Raw genomic sequence first — 19,992 nt, forward strand, 5'->3', positions numbered from 1 at the left:
CTGCAGCACTGGCAGAACCTGTTTATGCAGTACGATGCGTGGGGCAACCTGACCCACAGGCGCAGCGGGCTGTATGAACAGCACTACACGTATGATGCCGAAAACCGCCTTGTATCTGCCCGCGGAACGGGGCCGCAGGGACGCTTTGAAGCGCACTATGATTATGACGCACTCGGCAGGCGCATCCGCAAGACGGTCACCACCGGGCACGGCATCAGTGAAACGCGTTTTCTCTGGCAGGGTTACCGCCTGTTGCAGGAGCAGCATGAAGGCGGGCAGTGCAGCACCTGTATTTACGACCCGAATGAGGCCTGGAGCCCGCTGGCGCGGATTGACCATCTGCGTGAGGACAGGATCGGGGAGATATTCTGGTTCAGTACCGACCTGAACGGCGCGCCGCTGGAAGTGACAGACGAAGAAGGCCGCCTCTGCTGGAGCGGGCACTATGGCAGCTTCGGCGAGGTCCGCCATCAGACGGACGGTTTCACGCGGCTGGCGCAGGACACGGCGCTGGCGCATCAGCCCCTGCGCTATGCCGGGCAGTATGCAGACAGCGAAACCGGCCTGCACTATAACCTGTTCCGCTATTACGACCCACAGGCCGGACGGTTCATTGTTCAGGACCCGATAGGGTTAGCTGGGGGCTGGAATCTTTATCAGTATGCGGTAAACCCGCTAACATGGATCGATCCATTTGGTCTTGCTACTGTTGAACACAAGCCAGATTTTGATTCTGCAAGAAGAGCAGGATTCGAAAAAGCCGGTATGACGAACCCGGATGATGTTACCTTCTCAAAAGTTGATCCTGAAACAGGGACCGTTGTTGAATTCAAAGGGAAAAATGGTGCGAAAGTTGCTTATGATGCACCACATGACGATATGGATGTTAAAGCCGGACATGACAAACCACATGTTGGCTGGCAGTCAGAAGGAAAACGAGGAGCCGGAGGGGCTAATCGTGGAAACATTACTTATAAAGGTCCACAACATCCACACCGTTCAAATACGAAAGGAACAGGACAATGTTGAATGAACAAAAGTCAGAGTTAAGAGCAGAACTTGAGGATGCGTTTAATAAAGCAGGTATTGGCGACTACGTTGTGGTTAACGCAACTGCCATAATTGGAAAGATTAAGAAAAATTACGTCTCTGGAAACCCACGAGCCTGGTGGTTATCTCTGAAAAATAAAATTGATACCTTGCATTACGAAGATAATTCTGGCTACAAATACATCGCCGAGATCGTGGAAAATAAATTTTCTCAAGCTCATAACTCGTACGTTTTCTTCTTGGCTGATGAAGATAATGAACAAATGTACTTATATAAGATCCCTCTCAACGCTTTAGTCTTTGTTATAGAGCAATGCCGGTATTTCGAATATTATGTGGTTTCTGAAGAATTGTCATGGTTAGTTTGTGAAAACGATCATGGTGAGATTATCGTTTGTTCATCTAGTTGATTGAAAAGATATTTTAGTAGGGGACCAGATGTGGGGTGCAATAAGAATTTAATTTTGGGTTTTCTGGGAAAATTAGTCTTTATGGCAAATGCTGTAATGCTAAATTAAATATGAAAAATGAATAATATTAGAATCTTAATAATGCTATTCAGGAAGATATTTTTATGCAGCAATAATCCTTTGAAAAAAATTAATATTCTCCTCAAAACCATTCGTAAGCGCACGTTATATCTAAACAGTGACAAGCCTGGTTAAGTGGAATTGACCTGCTTAAAATTTAACTCTACTTAAGCAGGTCAAATGCTTTTCTTGCAAGCACTCGTTCTGGATCAAAATTTGGAAGTTGCTACTGCATCATTTCGTGTTGCGCATTATTGCTATTCATTATGGCAACTTTGATGAGGTCCACTACCAGACCCACGGCTTCACTCGGAGGCTCAGACACGCGCTGACCAGTCGCTCGCGGCGAATAATCGAACGGAGTTCGATGGAGAGTCCGTACGCCAGAAACGAAAAACCCCCGCCGAAGGCGAGGGTTAAGAATAAGTGGTGCCCGGACTCGGAATCGAACCAAGGACACGGGGATTTTCAATCCCCTGCTCTACCGACTGAGCTATCCGGGCAACGGGCGGCATTAAACCGTAATCGCCAGTGGGCGTCAACCAAATTTCCCGAAATCCCTTTCAGTTGCTCAACTTTGCGGCAAAACGCGCAAAACCGCGCCGAAAAAAGGCGGCTGCACAAATCTTCCAGACTTTTACATAGCGTTGATGGATGCTATTTTTCGATAGTATACGGAGGCGAAATGTCTAAAGACTGGCTTGAGCTGCGACAGCATGCGGATACGGGGATTGAGACCATCCGCGCCCATTTTGAAGGGCATGCTTACGACCCGCACTGGCATGACAGCTATCTGGTGGGCATTACGCTGTCTGGCACCCAGCAGTTTCACTGCCGCCGCGAGCGCCACCATAGCCGACCGGGCGATGCCTTTTTACTTGAGCCGGGCGAGATCCACGATGGCGACGCGCCGGTAGAGGGCGGCTTTACCTATCTCACCTTTTACCTCGACGATCGCTGGCTCAACACCACGCTGCGCGGCTTGTATGACGCGGTGCCCTCCAGCTACGCGCTGCACTTTTCCCACACCATCGCCCGCGAACCGCGGCTGATTCGCACCATTGCGCAAACCTTTAACGCGCTGCACAGCGACGAGATGCGCATTGTGCAGCAGGGGACGATGGATGCGCTGCTCGGCGAGCTGACGCACCACTGTCAGTGGCGCAAACGCATCCCGACGCAGATCCAGAGCGTGGCGATTGCCCATCGCGCACGGGATTACCTTCACGCGCATATTGGCGACAATATTGGCTTAACGGATCTGGCGCGAGAAACGGGCACCGATCGCTTTACGTTGACGCGCTGCTTTAAGCGCGAGTTCGGTTTAAGCCCGCACGCCTGGCTTGTTCAGCTTCGCCTCGCCACTGCGCGGGCGCAGCTGGCGCGGGGCGACCAGCCTGCCGATGTGGCTGCCGCTGTGGGATTTGCCGATCAGAGCCATCTTGGGCGCTGGTTCCAGCGCGCTTACCGTATCTCTCCGGCGCACTACCGCAGGCTCTGCACAAACCTTCCAGACGACGGCCTCAAATAACGCGACATTGACAGGCTGAAACCTAAGGAGCCTGACAATGACCCTGCTATATACCTTTCTGCCGTTTTTACTCTTCGCTTTTGTCGCGTCGATCACCCCCGGCCCGACCAATATCCTGATCCTTGCAAGCAGCCAGCGCTTCGGCGTCAAAGCCACACTGCCGGCGGTGGTCAGCGCCTGTGTCGCCGCCAGCGCGATCGTCTTTATCTCCGGCGCGGGGGCAGGGCAAATCTTGCAGCAACATGTGCTGGTAAGAACGGTGATGAGTTGGGCGGGCGTGGTGTGGTTAAGCTGGATGAGCTGGCAGCTCTTTCGTGCGCCAGCCACCGATCTGCATGGTGAGGCGCAGCAACCGTTTAGCGTGCGTGCAGCGGCGATATTACAACTCATCAACCCAAAAACCTGGATGATGGCCTTAGCGGTAGTGAGCCTCTTTACCCCACACAGCGGTCATCCGCTGCGCGAGGTCTCGGTGATGGCGCTGTCGTTTTTCCTGATCTCGCTCATCTGCCTTGCCGCCTGGGCGCTGCTCGGCAAAGCCGTAAACCGACTCTTTCGCACCCCGGCCTCACTTGTCGCCTTCCAGCGGGCGATGGCGCTGTGCCTGTTTATCTCAGCGTGGGCGGGGCTGCTGAGCGCTTAGGTCAGCGCGCCACCCTTGCGGCAGCGGGCAAAGCGCAGAATATCTTCCGCCAGCCGCTGGGCGGTATCAACATCCGCCTGGCTGCGATTGACCAGCATACGGCTGAGGCACCCTTCCAGGATCAGTTCCATCTGCTTCGCGACCATCGCCGGGTCGTCCACCTCCAGCTCGCTCAGCAGCTTGTGGGAGAAGTTATACGCCTCCAGCTTCTGCTGATCCGCCAGCTGGTGAATCGGGTGATCCGGCGCGGGGAAGAAGGTGCAGGCAGCGATAAACAGGCAGCCGGGATAGCGGTTGTTGCTCACGCACTCGGTCAGCGCCCCGTAGCGCGCCAGCAGTTTTTGTTCATGGTTGAGGCTCTCATCTAGCAGCAGCTGGCGACGCCAGGTATCGATCTGCTGGCTTAAATAGCGTAGCGCATCATAAAGCAGCGCCTCTTTATCAGGCCAGAAACGGCGGAACTCCTCCAGCGGATAGTCGACGCGCTCGGCAACCATTTCAAGAGTGGTGTCCGCAATGCCTCGTAATTCAAGCAGTTGCAATGTCTGGCTTAAAACGTCTTCGCGTTGCACAGTGGTCTCCTCCGTTACTGCGTCAAACTTCCCCACCAAGTGTTGTTTACGGGACGCGTTTGCGCAAATGGTCGGCAAAGGCTTCGGCAGGCATAAACCCGGTCACCCGGTAAGCTTGCTGCTCTCGCCCTTGCGCGTCAAAAAAGAGCAGGGTCGGCAACCCCAGCACATTCAGATGGCGTAAAAGCGCCGCATCCTGCGCGTCATTGGCCGTCACATTGGCCTGTAATAACAGCGTGTTGTTCAGTGCTGCCTGTACTTTCGGATCGCTGAAGGTGTACTTCTCAAACTCCTTACAGGCCACGCACCAGTCAGCATAGAGATCCAACATGACAGGCCGACCATTGGCCTGCGCCAGCGCCCGGTTGAGATCGTCGACGCTTTTCACCGACGTAAAGGCCAAAGGCGTATGCGACTGCGTGGCTGGCGCACCGAAGGCCCAGTCCTGCAAGGGACGCGCGCAAACCAGCGCCGCGCCGAGCAGGACGATTTGCAGCACCCGCATAATGGGGCGCCTGGCATTGAGGCTGGTGACAAATGCCCAGCCGAAGAAGGCGACCCCGAGCAACGACCAGAGCCGCAGCCCCCAGGCTTCGCCCAGCACGCGCTCGAGCAGAAAGACTGGCAGGGCGAGGATCACAAAGCCAAAGGCGGTTTTGACCTGCTCCATCCACGGCCCGCTTTTCGGCAGCAGGCGGTTGCCGAACACCGTCACGAGGATCAGCGGCAGCCCCATGCCGAGGGCGTAAAGGTAGAGCGTGCCGCCGCCGAGCCACAGGTTTCCGCTCTGGGCGATATAGAGCAGGATGGCGCTGAGCGGCGCGGTGGTGCAGGGGGAGCAGATAAGCCCGGCAATCGCCCCCATCGCGAACACGCCGCCGACGGAGCCGCCCTGCTGGCGGTTGCTCCACAGCGTTAAGCGGGTTTGCAGCGCGGAGGGAAGTTGCAGGTTAAAGAGGCCGAACATCGACAGCGCCAACAGGCTAAACAGCAGCGACAAGCCGATAAGCACATAAGGGTGCTGCAGCGCGGCCTGGAACGACAGCCCGGCGGCGGCCACTACCAGCCCCAGCGCGGTATAGGTCAGCGCCATCCCCTGCACATAAATAAAGGCCAGCAGCAGCGCGCGCGGCGTGGCAAGACGCTGTTTGCCGCCGAGCACAATGCCAGAAATCAGCGGGTACATCGGCAATACGCAGGGGGTGAAAGCGATGCCGATACCGATTAGCAGCGCCCAGAGGGCAGAGAAGGGCAGCGGGCGATCGGGCGCGGTATCCGTGGTCGGTGCGGCTTTTGGCTCGACCACCGGCGCGGCGGCGACCTCCATCAGCGGCACCACTTTGGTTTCCGGTGGGTAGCAGAAACCGGCATCGGCACACCCCTGATAAGTCACGGTGAGCGTCGCGCCTTTTCCGGCCTGCGCCACCGTTAGCGGCAGGTTCAGCTTCTGGCGATAGATCTCGGTCTTGCCGTAGAACTCATCTTCATGCCTCTCACCTTTGGGCAGAACGAGCACGCCGATCTGCGCCTGCGCAGGCGTGACGCGGATCTGCTGGCGGTAGAGGTAGTAGCCCTCTTTCACCTGCCAGTTGAGCGTCAGGTCATGTTGATGCTGTTGAAAATCAAAGGTGAACGCCTGGTCGGCAGGCACAAAGTCAGAGCGGCCGGGCGCGTCGAACAGCCCGGCGAAAGCAGATGTACTGCATAACAGCAGGATCAGCGTAAGGATGCGTTGAGCCATGTGAGGTAGTCGTGCTCTCCGTGAGAAACTGGCAGCGCCAGCAGTTCAGGGGTTTGATAAGGGTGGTGCGATTTCAGGCAGGCGAAGAGATCGTCGAGGTGCGCGACGTCGGTTTTCAGCAGCAGCTGCACTTCATACTCCTGCTCCAGCTTCCCTTCCCAGTAGTAGAGCGAGGTCGCGCCGGGAAGGAGCGTCACGCAGGCAGCGAGTTTTTCCGCCAGCGCTTTGGCCGCCAGATCCTGGGCGGTGGCTTCATCCGGGGCGGTGCAGAGTACAACAACGGCGTCGGGCGTGTTCATTCTCAACCTCCTGAAAGCGAAAGCAGGGACTATAGCATGCGACGCGGGAAGATCGGGCCGCCGGGCAGCCCGATTTATAGACTTTTACAACAAGATACCGCCGAAGATAAAGCCGAGCACCACGCAGAGCGCGATGGCGATCACGCCGGGGATCAGGAAGGGGTGGTTAAAGACAAACTTGCCGATGCGTGTTGAACCGGTGTCATCCATCTCCACTGCTGCCAGCAGCGTCGGGTAGGTCGGCAGCACAAACAGTGCCGAAACGGCGGCAAAGGAGGCCACGGCCGTCAGCGGCGAGACGCCAAGCAGCAGCGCGGCAGGCATCAATGCTTTAGTGGTTGCCGCCTGCGAGTAGAGCAGAGTCGCCGCGAAAAAGAGCACTACCGCCAGCAGCCACGGGTAGCTGTGCAGCAGATCGCCCGCTACCATCTGAATATCGTCAATATGGTGTTTGACGAAGGTGTCGCCGAGCCACGCGACGCCGAGCACGCAGATACAGGCGCTCATGCCGGATTTAAAGGTGCCTGCGTTGAGGATCTCGCCGGTATCGACTTTGCAGCTCAGACAGATAAGCGTCGCGATAGTCAGCATAAACACCACAATTGCTTCGTTACGCGGCAGCACCGGGTTGGCAATAAGCCCCACCGTCGGGCTGATGGCGGTGGCATAAAGCATGACGGCGATAATGCCGACCAAAAAGAGCATCACCGAGCGTTTGGCGTGGGGTTTAAGGGCGAATACCTGCTCGCCGCGCAATTTCACTTCCCCTTTCGCCAGCCGCTCCTGGTAGACCGGATCGTCCTTCAGCTCGCAGCCAAGGAAATTACAGACAATAGCTGTCAGCATTACGGCAATCAGCGTGACGGGAATACAGATCGCCAGCAGCGTCAGATAGCTGACGCCCAGTGGTTCAAGAATACCGGCAAAGAAGACCACCGCCGCGGAGATGGGGGAGGCGGTAATGGCGATTTGTGACGCCACCACGGCGATAGAGAGCGGGCGTGAGGGGCGGATGCCCTGCTCTTTCGCTACTTCAGTAATCACCGGCAGTGTGGAAAAGGCAGTGTGGCCGGTACCCGCCAGAATGGTCATAAACCAGGTGACCAGCGGGGCGAGAAAGGTAATGTACTTTGGGTGGCGGCGCAGCATGCGCTCGGCGAGGCTGACCAGGTAATCCATACCGCCCGCCACCTGCATGGCGGCAATCGCGGCGATCACCGCCATAATGATCTCGATGACGTCAAAAGGGATGGCGCCCGGTTTAATTTGAAAGAAGAGCGTCAGCACCAGCACTCCGAGGCCACCGGCAAAACCAATGCCGATCCCCCCGAGCCTGGCGCCAAGGTAGATGGCTAGTAAGACGAGGACAAGCTCTGCAGCAAACATAGTGGGCTTCCTTGTTTTCCAAGTGATACGAAAATGTTATTGGTAAGTAACCACCCAAAAGAAAAAGGCACGTCGCGGAGGACGTGCCTTTCATCTTTTTTAACCTGGAGGAGGGTTACTGTTCGCTTTCATCGGTATAGCGTTTCGCTTTATAGGCCGGATGCATCAGGTTCTGAGCAGAGAAGATATCATCCAGCTCCGTTTCCGTCAGCAGTCCGCGCTCCAGCACCACTTCACGCACGCTCTTGCCGGTTTCGGCGCAAATCTTGCCGACGATATCGCCATTGTGGTGGCCGATAAACGGGTTGAGGTAGGTAACGATACCGATGGAGTTATAGACGTAGCCTTCACACACCTCTTTGTTGGCGGTGATGCCGTTAATGCATTTTTCCAGCAGGTTGTAGCAGGCGTTGGTCAGGATGTGGATTGACTCGAACATCGCCTGGCCAATCACCGGCTCCATCACGTTCAGCTGCAGCTGACCCGCTTCGGAAGCCATGGTAACGGTCGTGTCGTTACCGATCACTTTAAAGCAGACCTGGTTCACCACTTCCGGCACCACCGGGTTCACTTTGGCAGGCATGATGGAGGAGCCCGCCTGCAGTTCCGGCAGGTTAATTTCGTTCAGACCGGCACGCGGCCCCGAGGAGAGCAGGCGCAGGTCGTTACAGATTTTAGAGAGCTTCACCGCCAGGCGTTTCAATGAACTGTGCACCATTACGTAGGCACCGCAGTCGGAGGTCGCTTCGATCAGATCTTCCGCCGGCACTACCGGCAGGTTGCTCACTTCCGCCAGCTTCTGCACGGCGAGTTGCTGGTAGCCATCCGGCGTGTTGAGGCGGGTACCGATAGCCGTTGCGCCGAGGTTCACTTCGAGCAGCAGTTCCGCGGTACGCAGCAGGTTTTTGGTCTCTTCATTCAGCAGCACGTTAAAGGCATGGAACTCCTGGCCGAGGGTCATCGGCACCGCATCCTGCAGCTGGGTACGGCCCATTTTCAGGATATCTTTGAACTCCACCGCTTTGTTTTCAAAGCCTTCACCAAGCTGTTTGATGGCGTCAATCAGTTTGACCACCGAGGTGTAAACCGCGATGCGGAACCCGGTCGGGTAGGCATCGTTGGTGGACTGGCATTTGTTCACATGATCGTTCGGGTTGAGGAACTGGTACTCCCCTTTCTGGTGGCCCATCAGCTCAAGGCCGATGTTTGCCAGCACCTCGTTGGTGTTCATGTTCACAGAGGTGCCCGCGCCGCCCTGGTAGACGTCAACCGGGAACTGATCCATGCATTTGCCGTTGTTCAGCACCTCATCACATGCGGCAACAATAGCGTTAGCAATACTTTTAGGAATGGTTTGCAGCTCTTTGTTCGCCAGCGCTGCGGCTTTTTTCACCATCACCATGCCACGAACAAACTCAGGGATGTCGCTGATCTTGTTGTTGCTGATATAAAAGTTTTCAATCGCTCTCAGAGTATGCACGCCGTAGTAGGCATCCGCTGGCACTTCCCTGGTACCTAACAAGTCTTCTTCGATACGAATGTTGTTTAACATGTGAACCTTCTTTTTCAAGCTACGAATGAATACACCAATCACACAATATTTATGTGGTTATGTGTCTTTTTCGACCGACGATTATTCCCTCAATCGGCCAGAAGAGTGAAATTATATGCTGGCGCAGATGAAATGCCGTAATCGGGATCACTTATTATCTTACTGGTCCCATCATAATTACCAATATGTGAAACAAGTCACCGCTGCGTAACAAACAAAACTTTACACCGTGGGGGAAATTGAATTTTTCAACTTTGGCACCATCTCAACGGTATGCGATTTCGCACACTCATTTTAGCAGCGGTCAGATGACAGCTGCTCGTTCACAGGAGAAGCCAGTGCGCTGGATACCGTTTATTGCTTTTTTCTTATACGTTTACATCGAAATCTCAATCTTCATTCAGGTGGCGCACGTTTTTGGCGTGCTGATGACGCTCATCCTGGTGCTCTTCACCTCGGTTATCGGCATGTCGCTGGTGCGCAACCAGGGCTTTAAAAACCTGATGGCGATGCAGCAGAAGATGGCGGCGGGTGAAAGCCCGGCGGCCGAGATGATCAAGAGCGTGTCGCTGGTGATCGCTGGCCTGCTGCTGCTGTTGCCCGGTTTCTTTACCGACTTCCTCGGCCTGCTGCTGCTGGTGCCGCCAGTGCAGAAACTGATCACCCTCAAACTGATGCCGCACCTGCGCTTTTCGCGCGGGCCGGGTGCCGGTGCCGGGTTTGGCGGTGGTGACACCTTTGAAGGCGAATATCAGCGTAAAGATGACCCCAACAACCGTCTCGATCATAAAGACGATCGTTAAGCTCCGCTGCCCGGCTTCGCCGGGCATTTTTTTATTCCGGCACGGAACGAACCGTTGCGGTGCGCCGTTTCGGTAACAAGAGCCACAGTGCCGCCAGCATCACCACCGCATATAAACTCTTCCAGCCAGGTATGATCAGTAGCAGCAGGCAGAGCACACTGCCGAGCAGTGCCAGCGCTTTGTAGCGCCCTTTCAGCAACCGACACCCCGCCAGCATGCAGAGCAGGTAGATCATGATAAAGATGCCGTTGGCATAGATGATCAGGGTGTCGAGATTGATGTTGAAGGCGTAAATAGCGAGCGTACAGGCCACGCAGCAGAGAATGACCGCATTGAGGGCGTTAAGCGGCAGCTGGCGCGCCGAGAGTTTCGCCAGCGCGCTGTCTGGTTTGTATGCTGCCTGCGACCACACCAGCCGGGCGAAGCTCTGAATATAGATATTGAGGCTGGCGAAACAGGCCAGGTAGCCAATAATGCAGGCGACCCACAGCGCCTGTTTACCAAAGAGATCGACGACAATCACCGGCAGCGAGGCTGCTGCGCCCAGGTGGTGCCAGAGATCGAATTTGAGCACCGCCACGGTACAGGCCCAGTAGACGCCGCCTGCCAGCAGCAGGCCAATCATCAGCGCACGGGGGAAATCCCGCTCGGGGTTTTTAAACTCCGAAGCGAGATGGGCGAATGCCTCCAGCCCGACAAAACACCAGAACATTACCGCTAATGAAGCGGACATCTCAGAGAGGGTGACGTCGCCCGGCGGCGGAAAGGGAATCTCATGCAAGGTAATGCCGCCGCGCCACCAGATGGCGACCAGCAGGGCAACGATCAGCCCGGCGATAATCGATTGTAGGTTGGCGCTGGATCCCGCTCCGCGCGTGCCGATAAGCCAGATCAGCGCCAGCGTCATCAGCTCCGCCATCAGCAGCATCGGTCCCTGCCAGCCAAACAGCCCCTGCCAGAAACCGGCGGCGATATGCAAAGCCGCAGGTAGCCCAACCGGGATCACCGAGAGAAACAGCCAGCCGGTCACCCGCTGCAAACGCGGGCCAAACGCCATGCCGACAAAGTGGGCGACGCCGCCCGCGCTGGGGAAGTGACGCCCGAGCACCGCAAAGACAATTGCCACCGGGAAGACCAGCACGATAAGTAACGGCCACGCCCACAGGCTGCTGTTACCGGCCGCCAGCGCGGCCAGCGCCGGAACGGCGAAGACCCCGGTGCCGAGTAAAGAGGTCGAGAGTAATCCAACACCCTGCGCCAGCCCCAGCTCTTGTTTTAATCCGCTCATTTTTTCTGTCTGTCTCATATCGGGAGCCTCGATGGTAGCACACCCGGTTTTGCTTAGGGCTCGCTGATCCCCGCCAGTAAAGGGAGGGGGCAGCCGTTTGCATTTTCGAAAATTTTTTTTGTTTTACCCCTTGAAGGGGGAGAGGCCTAACCCCATCTCTCAGGTCACCAGCCGGATAACCCTGTGGACCCGGCCTCACCATAACTGATAAAGACTTTCTCAAAGGAGAGCTATCAAATGAGTATTCGTCCGTTACATGATCGTGTGATCGTCAAACGTAAGGAAGTTGAGTCTAAATCTGCTGGCGGTATCGTTCTGACCGGTTCTGCGGCAGGCAAATCAACTCGTGGCGAAATCATCGCTGTCGGTAAGGGCCGCATCCTGGAAAACGGTACTGTTCAGCCGCTGGACGTGAAAGTGGGCGATATCGTGATTTTCAACGATGGTTACGGTGTGAAGGCTGAGAAGATCGACAACGAAGAAGTGCTGATTATGTCCGAAAGCGACATTCTGGCAATTGTTGAAGCGTAACAACGCGCGCGAACGAACCTGAACGAATTTAAGGAATACAGAAAATGGCAGCTAAAGACGTAAAATTCGGTAACGACGCTCGTGTAAAAATGCTGCGCGGCGTAAATGTTCTGGCAGATGCAGTGAAAGTTACCCTCGGTCCGAAAGGCCGTAATGTGGTTCTGGATAAATCTTTCGGTGCACCGACCATCACCAAAGATGGTGTTTCCGTAGCACGTGAAATCGAGCTGGAAGACAAGTTCGAAAACATGGGCGCGCAGATGGTGAAAGAAGTGGCCTCTAAAGCGAACGACGCTGCAGGCGACGGCACCACCACCGCGACCGTTCTGGCACAGTCCATCATCACTGAAGGTCTGAAAGCCGTTGCTGCGGGCATGAACCCGATGGATCTGAAACGCGGTATCGACAAAGCTGTCGCATCTGCTGTTGAAGAGCTGAAAGCCCTCTCCGTACCGTGCTCTGACTCTAAAGCTATCGCTCAGGTTGGTACCATCTCCGCTAACTCCGACGAAACCGTAGGTAAACTGATCGCTGAAGCGATGGATAAAGTCGGTAAAGAAGGCGTGATCACCGTTGAAGACGGTACCGGTCTGCAGGACGAGCTGGACGTGGTTGAAGGTATGCAGTTCGACCGTGGCTACCTCTCCCCTTACTTCATCAACAAGCCGGAAACGGGCGCAGTAGAACTGGAAAGCCCCTTCATCCTGCTGGCTGATAAGAAAATCTCCAACATCCGCGAAATGCTGCCGGTTCTCGAAGCCGTTGCTAAAGCAGGCAAACCGCTGCTGATCATCGCTGAAGATGTTGAAGGCGAAGCGCTGGCGACCCTGGTGGTTAACACCATGCGCGGCATCGTGAAAGTGGCTGCGGTGAAAGCACCGGGCTTCGGCGACCGTCGTAAAGCGATGCTGCAGGATATCGCAACCCTGACTGCCGGTACCGTTATCTCTGAAGAGATCGGTATGGAGCTGGAAAAAGCGACCCTGGAAGATCTGGGTCAGGCGAAACGCGTTGTGATCAACAAAGACACCACCACCATCATCGATGGCGTGGGTGAAGAGACCGCTATTCAGGGTCGCGTAACGCAGATTCGTCAGCAGATCGAAGAAGCCACTTCCGATTATGACCGTGAAAAACTGCAGGAGCGCGTAGCGAAACTGGCAGGCGGCGTTGCGGTCATCAAAGTGGGTGCGGCGACCGAAGTTGAGATGAAAGAGAAGAAAGCCCGCGTTGAAGATGCGCTGCACGCGACCCGTGCTGCCGTTGAAGAGGGCGTGGTTGCCGGTGGTGGCGTGGCGCTGATTCGCGTAGCCAGCAAACTGGCCGATCTGAAAGGCCAGAACGAAGACCAGAACGTGGGTATCAAAGTTGCGCTGCGCGCAATGGAAGCTCCGCTGCGTCAGATCGTGCTGAACTGCGGCGAAGAGCCGTCTGTTGTCGCGAACATGGTTAAAGCGGGCGACGGTAACTACGGTTACAACGCAGCAACCGAAGAGTACGGCAACATGATCGACATGGGTATCCTGGACCCGACTAAAGTAACCCGTTCTGCACTGCAGTACGCGGCCTCTGTAGCCGGTCTGATGATCACCACCGAGTGCATGGTTACCGATCTGCCGAAAAGCGACGCGCCTGATTTAGGTGCTGCTGGCGGCATGGGTGGCATGGGCGGTATGGGCGGCATGATGTAATTGCTGCCGGACTCGTGCCCGGTAAAGCGGGCGCGCGTTCAACGAAGAGGAGCGGGCTTATGCCCGCTCTTTTTTTTGCCTGCGTTTCAGCCAGCGGGCGAGTTGGCCGGACAGACGGCCTGCGCTGTTTTCTCGCCGCCCGGCTCCTGCTCAACGGCCAGATCGTCCACCAGCGTCATAAATTTGAGTTTGTCGCTCGTTGCCAGCAACCGGGATTCATCCTCGCTCTCCGCCGGGAAAAAATCGCACTGGGTAAAGGTCACCGCGCTTTTGCCAAATTCAGGCAGCGGCGCGCTGAAGGTGCGGCTCTGCCACAGGCCAAAGAGCATAAACGCGCAGAGCAAAAACAGGATCAGCAGCGCCAGCGCGCCATACTGTTTACGTGCGCTAAGCGGCTGATGGGCGGCTGGTAGCGTCGCATCAGCCTGTTCCGTAACGGCAATAACGGAGAGATCGCGGCTGAAGATAAAGCCGGTTTTGGGGATGGTTTTAATCACGTGGGGGCCTAAGCCAAAGTCCGTCATCGTTCTGCGTAACAGCGAAATGTACTGGTTGAGGGTGTTGTTGGTGGAGTGCAAACCATACCGCTCCCAGACGTCCTGAAAGATGGCATCGCGGGTAACGATCTCGCCGCGGTGTTCAAGAAAAAAGACCAGCAAGCGGCTGCTGGCGAGCGTTAAAAACCGTTTTTCATTTTCAGCGCCCGCCCCCCAGATTGCGCCATCGGCGGGTCTGAAATAGATTTCCTTATCTATAATAAACAACATATTTATACCTTTTATGATGCTATTCATCATGGAATAAATTAAAAAGAAGACGTTAGATACTTCTATAATAATGCAATTAATTAACGTGTATTATCTCCTGTTAATTAAACTACTATATTCAGAATTTTAAAACTGCATAAAAATATAACCATATTGTCGATGTTACCTGTATTGTCAATAAATAGAGCCGCTTTTTTTTAATTTTACGGGAGATATCCCGACAATCTACCAGATAATTCTCACGGATTGATCGGGATTTTGTTGTTATTTTTTTTATAATAAGCATGAGTTGCCCTGAAAGCGGTTTATATGGCGATAATTTATCTTGTTTGTATTTAATGTTCCGATATAAATAGCTAAAGAGAAGAGTGCGAACTTATTATTAAACCTTATTAGACGCGTGCAGTGTGTGGAGAGCTCTTTCCACACGGTATTCGCACGTTTAAAAACTGGTCTTTTAGTAACAGTTTAATTTTAAGGGGAAAAATAAAATGAAAAATTTAAACGCCATTGTATTAAGCACCGCGTGCCTGTTTCTTCTCTCAGCCTGCGCAGGTAACACGAGTAAGCAAAAAAAAGAGGACCCGGCCGCCAGTGCCCGTAACGTCAGCGCGCCACAGGGCGTGGCGGCAGAGCGCAAATCACCTTTTTTCGATGGGATTGTTATTGCATCAACTAATAATGCATGCATCGACAAATTTAATTTTATTCGCGGCACGGATACCAGCACCTATAAAAACTACTCAGAAGACTATTCAAAAATAGGTGAAGGCTACAAATTTCTGAACATTAATAAAAATATCATGGGGAAAGAGGCGAAAGAGATCTACACCATGCAGCTCGATCTCAAGCTGGATACCTTGTGTGCGAAGGCGCACTACACGAGTTATCAAATCGTTAAAGAAAAGATGCGAAACCTCGCCGACATCTGACGGATGCCTCGTCACTATTTTTAAATGCCGTTTTTAATAACGGCTTTTTTATCTTTTTTCTTTGATGACCTAATAATGAAAACGAGACAACTTCCCGGCTGGAAGCGGGGTACCGCGTGGGGGATCATCGCGCTCCAGTTATTCAGCCCACTCTTTTTTCCCTTCGCCACTGCGGCGCAGGCAACGGAATATGCCGATTATCGCAGCATGGATGAAACGATGGCCGGGCTACAGGCGCTAATAAGCGAGCCCAGAATGTTGACCCACACCGTTTCACCGACGGTTTCACCTACGCGGAAAAATAACCCGCCGCTACCGACGCTGAATATGCAGGCGCAGCAGGAGGTCGAACCGGCTTCTGGCGAGGCGTGGCTGGCACCGAAAGCGGCGCAGGCCGCGCAGTTGCTGATGTCTGACGATGTCAGCCGCACCTCTTTTGCTTTCGCCCGCAGTCTTGGCGAAGGAGTAATTAATCAACAACTTAGCGACTGGATAGATCAAAAAGGCACGGCCAGCGCGTCGCTGGACAGCGAAGGTAACGTGAGCGGCGATCTGCTGCTGCCGCTGCTGGAGAGTGAACGTCAGCTGGTGTTCAGCCAGTGGGGGCTGCGCAAAAGCGATGCGCGCCACATCGGCAACGTCGGGCTGGGCTACCGTCACCAGGTGACGGGGGGCATGTTGGGCATCAATGCGTTTTACGACTACGACTACAGCGGCAAGAATGCGCGCCTCGGCATCGGCGGTGAAGCCTGGGCTGATTATCTGAAGCTGTCGGCCAACGCCTATTATGGCCTTACCGGCTGGCACGCCTCGACGCTTAACGGTATGAAAGAGTATGACGAGCGCCCGGCGAACGGGGTTGATCTGCGCCTTGATGGCTGGCTCCCCGCCCACCCGCAGTGGGGCGCGAAGCTAAAATATGAGCACTACTTCGGCAAAGGCATTGCCCTTATGCCTGCTGGCGGGCCGGGCGATCTGCAACGCAACCCCTATGCGGTCACGCTGGGACTTAACTACACGCCGTTTCCGCTGCTGACACTCTCCGGCGAGCGCACCTTCGGCGATAGCCAGGACACACGCCTTGATATGGCGCTCAATTACCGCTTCGGCGTGCCGCTATGGCGGCAGCTCTCCGGTGACAATGTCGATCTGCACCGCAGCCTGATTGGTAGCAAATATGCGCTCGTCGATCGCAATTACGACATCGTCATGCAGTACCGTAAGCAACCGCTGGTGGCACTCTCACTGCCGCAGCAGTTCACCGCGGAGGCGGGCTCAACGCTGACCATCCCGGTGACGATCGCCAAAGCGAAGTATGGCCTTGAGCGCATTGAGTGGAGTGCTTCGGCGAACTTTGCCGCCAACGGCGGCAGCTGGCAGCAACCGGCGCTGACCGTCCTGCAGGTGCAGGTTCCGGCCTATCGCAACACGCGCAGCCAGCCCCATGCCGCGCAGGAGTATCTGCTGACCGCGGTTGGCATTGATAAAAATGGCAACCGCGCCACGCCTGTGACCACCACCCTCCGCGTGCTGCGCGCCAGCGAGACGGTCGCCCCGCTCGCGATAACGCCTACGAAACCGCAGCTGGCTGATAATCAGCAGGCCTTTACCCTGACGGCCAGCGTCGTGAAGGAGGGCCAACCGGTCAGCGGGCAGCCGGTGACATTCCATATTGCTCAGCTTGCCGACAGCAAAGGTAAACCGGCGGCCACGCTGTTTAACGACCAGAGCCAGCATCATTCTGTGCTCAGCGCGGTGAGCGACAGCCATGGGGTGGCGACAGTAAAACTGAAGAGCCGCGTTGCGGGTGAAGGCGTGGTCTCCGCTACCTTGCGCAACGGTAATGGCAGCAGTGCGCGGGTGACCTTTATCGCTGATACCACCACCGCCACGCTCAGTGCGTTCGACACGATTACCGATAACGCGCTGGCGGATGGAAAGCAGGCCAATGAGGTGCGTGCGACCGTAGCCGATCGCTACGGCAACCCGCTGGCGAACTACGCGGTGGGCTTCTCGGCGGATAACGGCGCGACGCTGGTCGGCGGCAATACCGTGTTGACCGATGCTCGTGGTCAGGCGAGGTTATTAGTGACGCATACACGTGCGCTGGCGACGCAGATAACCGCGACGGTCAATGGTCAGGCACTGACGCAAACCGTCAACTTCAGCGTCGATCGCCAGAGCGCGCGCTTTATCGAAAGCCGTGTGGGGCAAGATGCGCTGGCCAATGGACAGGCGGGCAGTGTGATGAGGGTGAGGGTAGCCGATGCGTTGGGTAACCCGGTGCCGGGCATGGCGATACAGTTTATCCCCGACAGCCCGGTCAGCGTTCTGCCCGCGCAGGCGGTGACTGATGCACAAGGCGTGGCGGAAACCACCTTAACCAGCCGCCGGGCGGGAACCTTTAACGCCACGGCGAAACTGGTCGGCACGCCACAGAGCGCGCAGGTGAGCACCCGCTTTATTGCTGACAGCACCACCGCGCAGCTGCCCAATGAAAATCTGCACATCTCGCCCGATGGCGCAGTTGCTAACGGCATCGCGCCGAATGGCGTAACGGCCACCGTTGTCGATGCTAATGACAATCCGATCCCCGGTGTGACGGTCAACTTTAGCGTTTCGCCAGGTGCAACCCTTGCCGCGACGACTGCTATTACCGGGCCGGATGGGCAGGCGCGAACCACGGTAGTCAGCGATATCGCCGGGCTTTATACGGTGACCGCAACGGTAAATGGCAGCACCCTGAGCAAATCTACGCTGTTTATCGCCGATGTGGTTACGGCGCAAATCTCCGATGCCAACCTGGTGGTGGAGAGCAACGGTGCAGTGGCGAACGGCAATGCGGTCAATAGCCTCTCGGCGACGGTGACGGATGTGAAGGGGAACCGGCTGAGCGGCATTACGGTCGATTTCACCGTCAGCGCGGGTGCGGTGCTGACACGCACGCAGGGGGTGAGCAATATTGATGGTCAGGTGACCACCAGCGTTAACAGCCTGCGCGCCGGGCGCTTTACCGTGACGGCCCGCGTAGCGGGTACCTCGGCCAGTAAAGCCGTCGATTTTATCGGCGATATCTCGACCGCAGCGCTGGCAAACGTCACGCTGGAAGGAACCACCACAGATAAAACTGCCAACGGGACGGACAGCTTTACCTTTAATGCGCTCGTCAAAGATGTCAACGATAACCCGGTGAGCGGCGCGACGGTGCAGTGGTTACAGGATAAAGGCGTTGCCGCCACTATCAACAGCCTGAGCGTGACCAACGATGCGGGGATCGCTGTCGCCCTGCTTAAGAGCACCACCACCGATGTGATGAATGTGCAGGTTTCCGCGTCGCTAAATAACGGTGCCAGCATTGATGCGGATAAAACGGTGAGCTTCCACCCACAGCAGGTCAATTTGCGCGGCGGAATTTGGGGGGCCCAGGCGGTATGGGGCTACAGTAACCCTGCGCCGATTGTCGTGCCCGGCGCTGAGATCAAGCTCTTTCATCACAAAGGGGACGCGCAACCGGCCTATTCCACGCAGGCCAACAGTAACGGCAGCTACAGCATCAATGTGTTGTCAGGGAGCTACTATGTTGAGGTCACCGCGCCGGACTACTTCCCGTTACAGACCACGATAACGGTTGTCAGAGGCACCCTCTTTGCCCAGGACTTTACGCTGACGCACCGCCTGAAGGGCGCGGTGGCGAAGATTGTCGTGAGCTGGAACGCCACGCCGGCGAATCTCGACGCGCACCTGATTGTGCCGCCGAAATCGAGCAATCCCGGCGGGGCGAGGCAGCATGTCTACTACATGACGACGCACCCGGTAGGCGCAGAAGCGGGGCTGGAGAATGACGCGCGCAACGGCTATGGCCCGGAAACCGTCTCGATTGGCAACTTCCATCCCGGCGCGTACTGTTACTCGGTACATAACAGCCAACCGGCAACCGGCCCGCTGATGACCGGAGCGAAGGTGACGCTCTCCCTGTCGGATGGGCGCAGCTGGAACTGGGCGGTGGAGAGCGCCAGCGGATCGCAGCGCAATACGCTGTGGCATGTCTTCAAACTTAACGTTGACCAACAGGGCAGCGTGAACGTTGAAACTGTCGGAACCACCTCGTCCGGCCCGCCGTATAAATTTGACGGCTGTTAATCTCTGCAAGCCCTGCCGTAACTGGCGGGGCTTTTTTGCTATTTTTCGCTGATTTATCTCACCTGCGATGGCGGCGTTTTTCTTTTAGTCATCTTTTTAGTATAAGGTTTAGACACGGGCGAACCGCGTCCAGCTCATTGATTACGGGGAATAACATGTCGGTAAAATATTTGGCGGGGATGATTGGCGCAGCGTTTCTGCTGGCAGGCTGCAGCAGCAGCAATGAACTGACCGCAGGCGGCCAGAGCGTGCGTTTTGTGGAGGATAAACCGGCCGCGCAGTGCCACTATCTCGGCACCGCCAGCGGCAAGCAGAGCAACTGGCTCTCTGGCCAGCACGGCGAAGAGGGCGGTTCAATGCGTGGCGCGGCAAATGCTTTGCGCAACCAGGCGGCCGCAATGGGCGGCAACGTGCTCTACAACGTAAGCAGCCCGACGCAGGGCGTGCTGTCGAGCTTTGTGCCAACCGCCAGCGAAATGAACGCGCAGGTTTACAAGTGCCCTGACTGATCCTTTCCCTTGCGCCCGCCAGTCATG

The 19,992-nt window shown here is 55.8% G+C and carries 17 protein-coding genes and 1 tRNA gene; 10 read left to right on the forward strand and 8 right to left on the reverse strand.

The window, feature by feature from the left end:
* Together PU683_RS21300 and PU683_RS21305 are read left to right on the forward strand one after the other, a co-directional pair.
* A partial coding sequence (locus PU683_RS21300; protein WP_277174586.1) for a polymorphic toxin type 47 domain-containing protein occupies positions 1 to 1,029 on the forward strand: 1,029 nt, incomplete at its 5' end.
* Positions 1,023 to 1,460: a DUF6756 family protein gene (locus tag PU683_RS21305; protein ID WP_277174587.1), complete on the forward strand. Its 438-nt coding sequence runs from the start codon at positions 1,023 to 1,025 to the stop codon at positions 1,458 to 1,460. The genes PU683_RS21300 and PU683_RS21305, both read left to right, overlap by 7 nt.
* A 547-nt stretch (positions 1,461 to 2,007) precedes the next feature.
* Here PU683_RS21305 and PU683_RS21310 read toward each other — a convergent pair.
* A tRNA-Phe gene (locus PU683_RS21310) sits at positions 2,008 to 2,083 on the reverse strand.
* A gap of 182 nt (positions 2,084 to 2,265) precedes the next feature.
* Here PU683_RS21310 and PU683_RS21315 point away from each other — a divergent pair.
* On the forward strand, positions 2,266 to 3,111 hold the full coding sequence (locus PU683_RS21315; RefSeq protein ID WP_277174588.1) for an AraC family transcriptional regulator: 846 nt from the start codon (positions 2,266 to 2,268) through the stop codon (positions 3,109 to 3,111).
* A gap of 37 nt (positions 3,112 to 3,148) precedes the next feature.
* A complete protein-coding gene (locus tag PU683_RS21320; RefSeq protein ID WP_277174589.1) occupies positions 3,149 to 3,754 on the forward strand; it encodes a LysE family translocator in 606 nt (201 codons plus the stop codon).
* On the opposite strand, the gene PU683_RS21325 is transcribed toward PU683_RS21320, so the two are convergent.
* The 5 genes from PU683_RS21325 to aspA all read right to left on the reverse strand — a co-directional run bounded on the left by PU683_RS21325 (position 3,751) and on the right by aspA (position 9,304).
* On the reverse strand, positions 3,751 to 4,326 hold the full coding sequence (locus PU683_RS21325) for a transcriptional regulator (protein WP_277174590.1): 576 nt from the start codon (positions 4,324 to 4,326) through the stop codon (positions 3,751 to 3,753). The genes PU683_RS21320 and PU683_RS21325 overlap by 4 nt on opposite strands.
* A gap of 46 nt (positions 4,327 to 4,372) precedes the next feature.
* Positions 4,373 to 6,067: a protein-disulfide reductase DsbD gene (locus tag PU683_RS21330; RefSeq protein ID WP_277174591.1), complete on the reverse strand. Its 1,695-nt coding sequence runs from the start codon at positions 6,065 to 6,067 to the stop codon at positions 4,373 to 4,375.
* The gene (gene cutA / locus PU683_RS21335) at positions 6,043 to 6,366 is read right to left on the reverse strand and encodes a divalent cation tolerance protein CutA (RefSeq protein ID WP_277174592.1); all 324 of its coding nucleotides are present in this window, start codon (positions 6,364 to 6,366) and stop codon (positions 6,043 to 6,045) included. The genes PU683_RS21330 and cutA overlap by 25 nt, the downstream gene beginning before the upstream one ends.
* Positions 6,367 to 6,450: 84 nt before the next feature.
* Complete coding sequence (locus PU683_RS21340; RefSeq protein WP_277174593.1) at positions 6,451 to 7,752, reverse strand: anaerobic C4-dicarboxylate transporter; 1,302 nt, start codon at positions 7,750 to 7,752, stop codon at positions 6,451 to 6,453.
* A gap of 115 nt (positions 7,753 to 7,867) precedes the next feature.
* Positions 7,868 to 9,304, reverse strand: a complete 1,437-nt coding sequence (aspA, locus tag PU683_RS21345; protein WP_277174594.1) for an aspartate ammonia-lyase — start codon at positions 9,302 to 9,304, stop codon at positions 7,868 to 7,870.
* A gap of 338 nt (positions 9,305 to 9,642) precedes the next feature.
* On the opposite strand from aspA, the gene PU683_RS21350 reads away from it, so the two are divergent.
* Entirely contained in the window at positions 9,643 to 10,107 is a 465-nt protein-coding gene (locus PU683_RS21350; RefSeq protein ID WP_042718491.1) for an FxsA family protein, read from the forward strand.
* Positions 10,108 to 10,138: 31 nt separating this feature from the next.
* Here the strand turns inward: PU683_RS21350 and yjeH are convergent, their stop codons facing one another.
* On the reverse strand, positions 10,139 to 11,395 hold the full coding sequence (gene yjeH, locus PU683_RS21355; protein WP_277174694.1) for an L-methionine/branched-chain amino acid transporter: 1,257 nt from the start codon (positions 11,393 to 11,395) through the stop codon (positions 10,139 to 10,141).
* A 237-nt stretch (positions 11,396 to 11,632) separates the two neighbouring features.
* Here yjeH and PU683_RS21360 point away from each other — a divergent pair, with 237 nt between their 5' ends.
* Both PU683_RS21360 and groL read left to right on the forward strand, forming a co-directional pair.
* Entirely contained in the window at positions 11,633 to 11,926 is a 294-nt protein-coding gene (locus PU683_RS21360) for a co-chaperone GroES (protein WP_007372708.1), read from the forward strand.
* Positions 11,927 to 11,970: 44 nt separating this feature from the next.
* Positions 11,971 to 13,617 (forward strand): chaperonin GroEL, encoded by a 1,647-nt coding sequence (groL, locus tag PU683_RS21365; protein WP_277174595.1) that lies wholly within the window; start codon positions 11,971 to 11,973, stop codon positions 13,615 to 13,617.
* Between the two features lie 86 nt (positions 13,618 to 13,703).
* Here the strand turns inward: groL and PU683_RS21370 are convergent, their stop codons facing one another.
* Positions 13,704 to 14,384: a winged helix-turn-helix domain-containing protein gene (locus PU683_RS21370; RefSeq protein WP_277174596.1), complete on the reverse strand. Its 681-nt coding sequence runs from the start codon at positions 14,382 to 14,384 to the stop codon at positions 13,704 to 13,706.
* A 491-nt stretch (positions 14,385 to 14,875) separates the two neighbouring features.
* Here PU683_RS21370 and PU683_RS21375 point away from each other — a divergent pair, with 491 nt between their 5' ends.
* From PU683_RS21375 to PU683_RS21385, 3 genes are all read left to right on the forward strand, one after another.
* Entirely contained in the window at positions 14,876 to 15,316 is a 441-nt protein-coding gene (locus PU683_RS21375; protein ID WP_277174597.1) for a hypothetical protein, read from the forward strand.
* Positions 15,317 to 15,391: 75 nt separating this feature from the next.
* Complete coding sequence (locus PU683_RS21380; RefSeq protein ID WP_277174598.1) at positions 15,392 to 19,456, forward strand: Ig-like domain-containing protein; 4,065 nt, start codon at positions 15,392 to 15,394, stop codon at positions 19,454 to 19,456.
* Between the two features lie 155 nt (positions 19,457 to 19,611).
* Positions 19,612 to 19,965, forward strand: coding sequence for a DUF4156 domain-containing protein (locus PU683_RS21385; protein ID WP_277174599.1), 354 nt, complete (start codon positions 19,612 to 19,614; stop codon positions 19,963 to 19,965).
* The last annotated feature ends 27 nt before the right edge of the window (positions 19,966 to 19,992 follow it).

Origin of the sequence: Candidatus Kosakonia sp. 282A-S69 (genome assembly GCF_029433855.1) — a bacterium.
GTDB lineage: Bacteria > Pseudomonadota > Gammaproteobacteria > Enterobacterales > Enterobacteriaceae > Kosakonia > Kosakonia cowanii_A.

What these genes read in the sequence shown, in the direction of transcription:
- PU683_RS21305 (WP_277174587.1), top strand. Translation starts at nt 1,023, where the DNA reads ATGTTGAATGAACAAAAGTCAGAGTTAAGAGCAGAACTTGAGGATGCG.
- PU683_RS21315 (WP_277174588.1), top strand. Translation starts at nt 2,266, where the DNA reads ATGTCTAAAGACTGGCTTGAGCTGCGACAGCATGCGGATACGGGGATT.
- PU683_RS21320 (WP_277174589.1), top strand. Translation starts at nt 3,149, where the DNA reads ATGACCCTGCTATATACCTTTCTGCCGTTTTTACTCTTCGCTTTTGTC.
- PU683_RS21330 (WP_277174591.1), bottom strand. Translation starts at nt 6,067, where the DNA reads ATGGCTCAACGCATCCTTACGCTGATCCTGCTGTTATGCAGTACATCT.
- cutA (WP_277174592.1), bottom strand. Translation starts at nt 6,366, where the DNA reads ATGAACACGCCCGACGCCGTTGTTGTACTCTGCACCGCCCCGGATGAA.
- PU683_RS21340 (WP_277174593.1), bottom strand. Translation starts at nt 7,752, where the DNA reads ATGTTTGCTGCAGAGCTTGTCCTCGTCTTACTAGCCATCTACCTTGGC.
- aspA (WP_277174594.1), bottom strand. Translation starts at nt 9,304, where the DNA reads ATGTTAAACAACATTCGTATCGAAGAAGACTTGTTAGGTACCAGGGAA.
- yjeH (WP_277174694.1), bottom strand. Translation starts at nt 11,395, where the DNA reads ATGAGCGGATTAAAACAAGAGCTGGGGCTGGCGCAGGGTGTTGGATTA.
- PU683_RS21360 (WP_007372708.1), top strand. Translation starts at nt 11,633, where the DNA reads ATGAGTATTCGTCCGTTACATGATCGTGTGATCGTCAAACGTAAGGAA.
- groL (WP_277174595.1), top strand. Translation starts at nt 11,971, where the DNA reads ATGGCAGCTAAAGACGTAAAATTCGGTAACGACGCTCGTGTAAAAATG.
- PU683_RS21370 (WP_277174596.1), bottom strand. Translation starts at nt 14,384, where the DNA reads ATGTTGTTTATTATAGATAAGGAAATCTATTTCAGACCCGCCGATGGC.
- PU683_RS21375 (WP_277174597.1), top strand. Translation starts at nt 14,876, where the DNA reads ATGAAAAATTTAAACGCCATTGTATTAAGCACCGCGTGCCTGTTTCTT.
- PU683_RS21380 (WP_277174598.1), top strand. Translation starts at nt 15,392, where the DNA reads ATGAAAACGAGACAACTTCCCGGCTGGAAGCGGGGTACCGCGTGGGGG.
- PU683_RS21385 (WP_277174599.1), top strand. Translation starts at nt 19,612, where the DNA reads ATGTCGGTAAAATATTTGGCGGGGATGATTGGCGCAGCGTTTCTGCTG.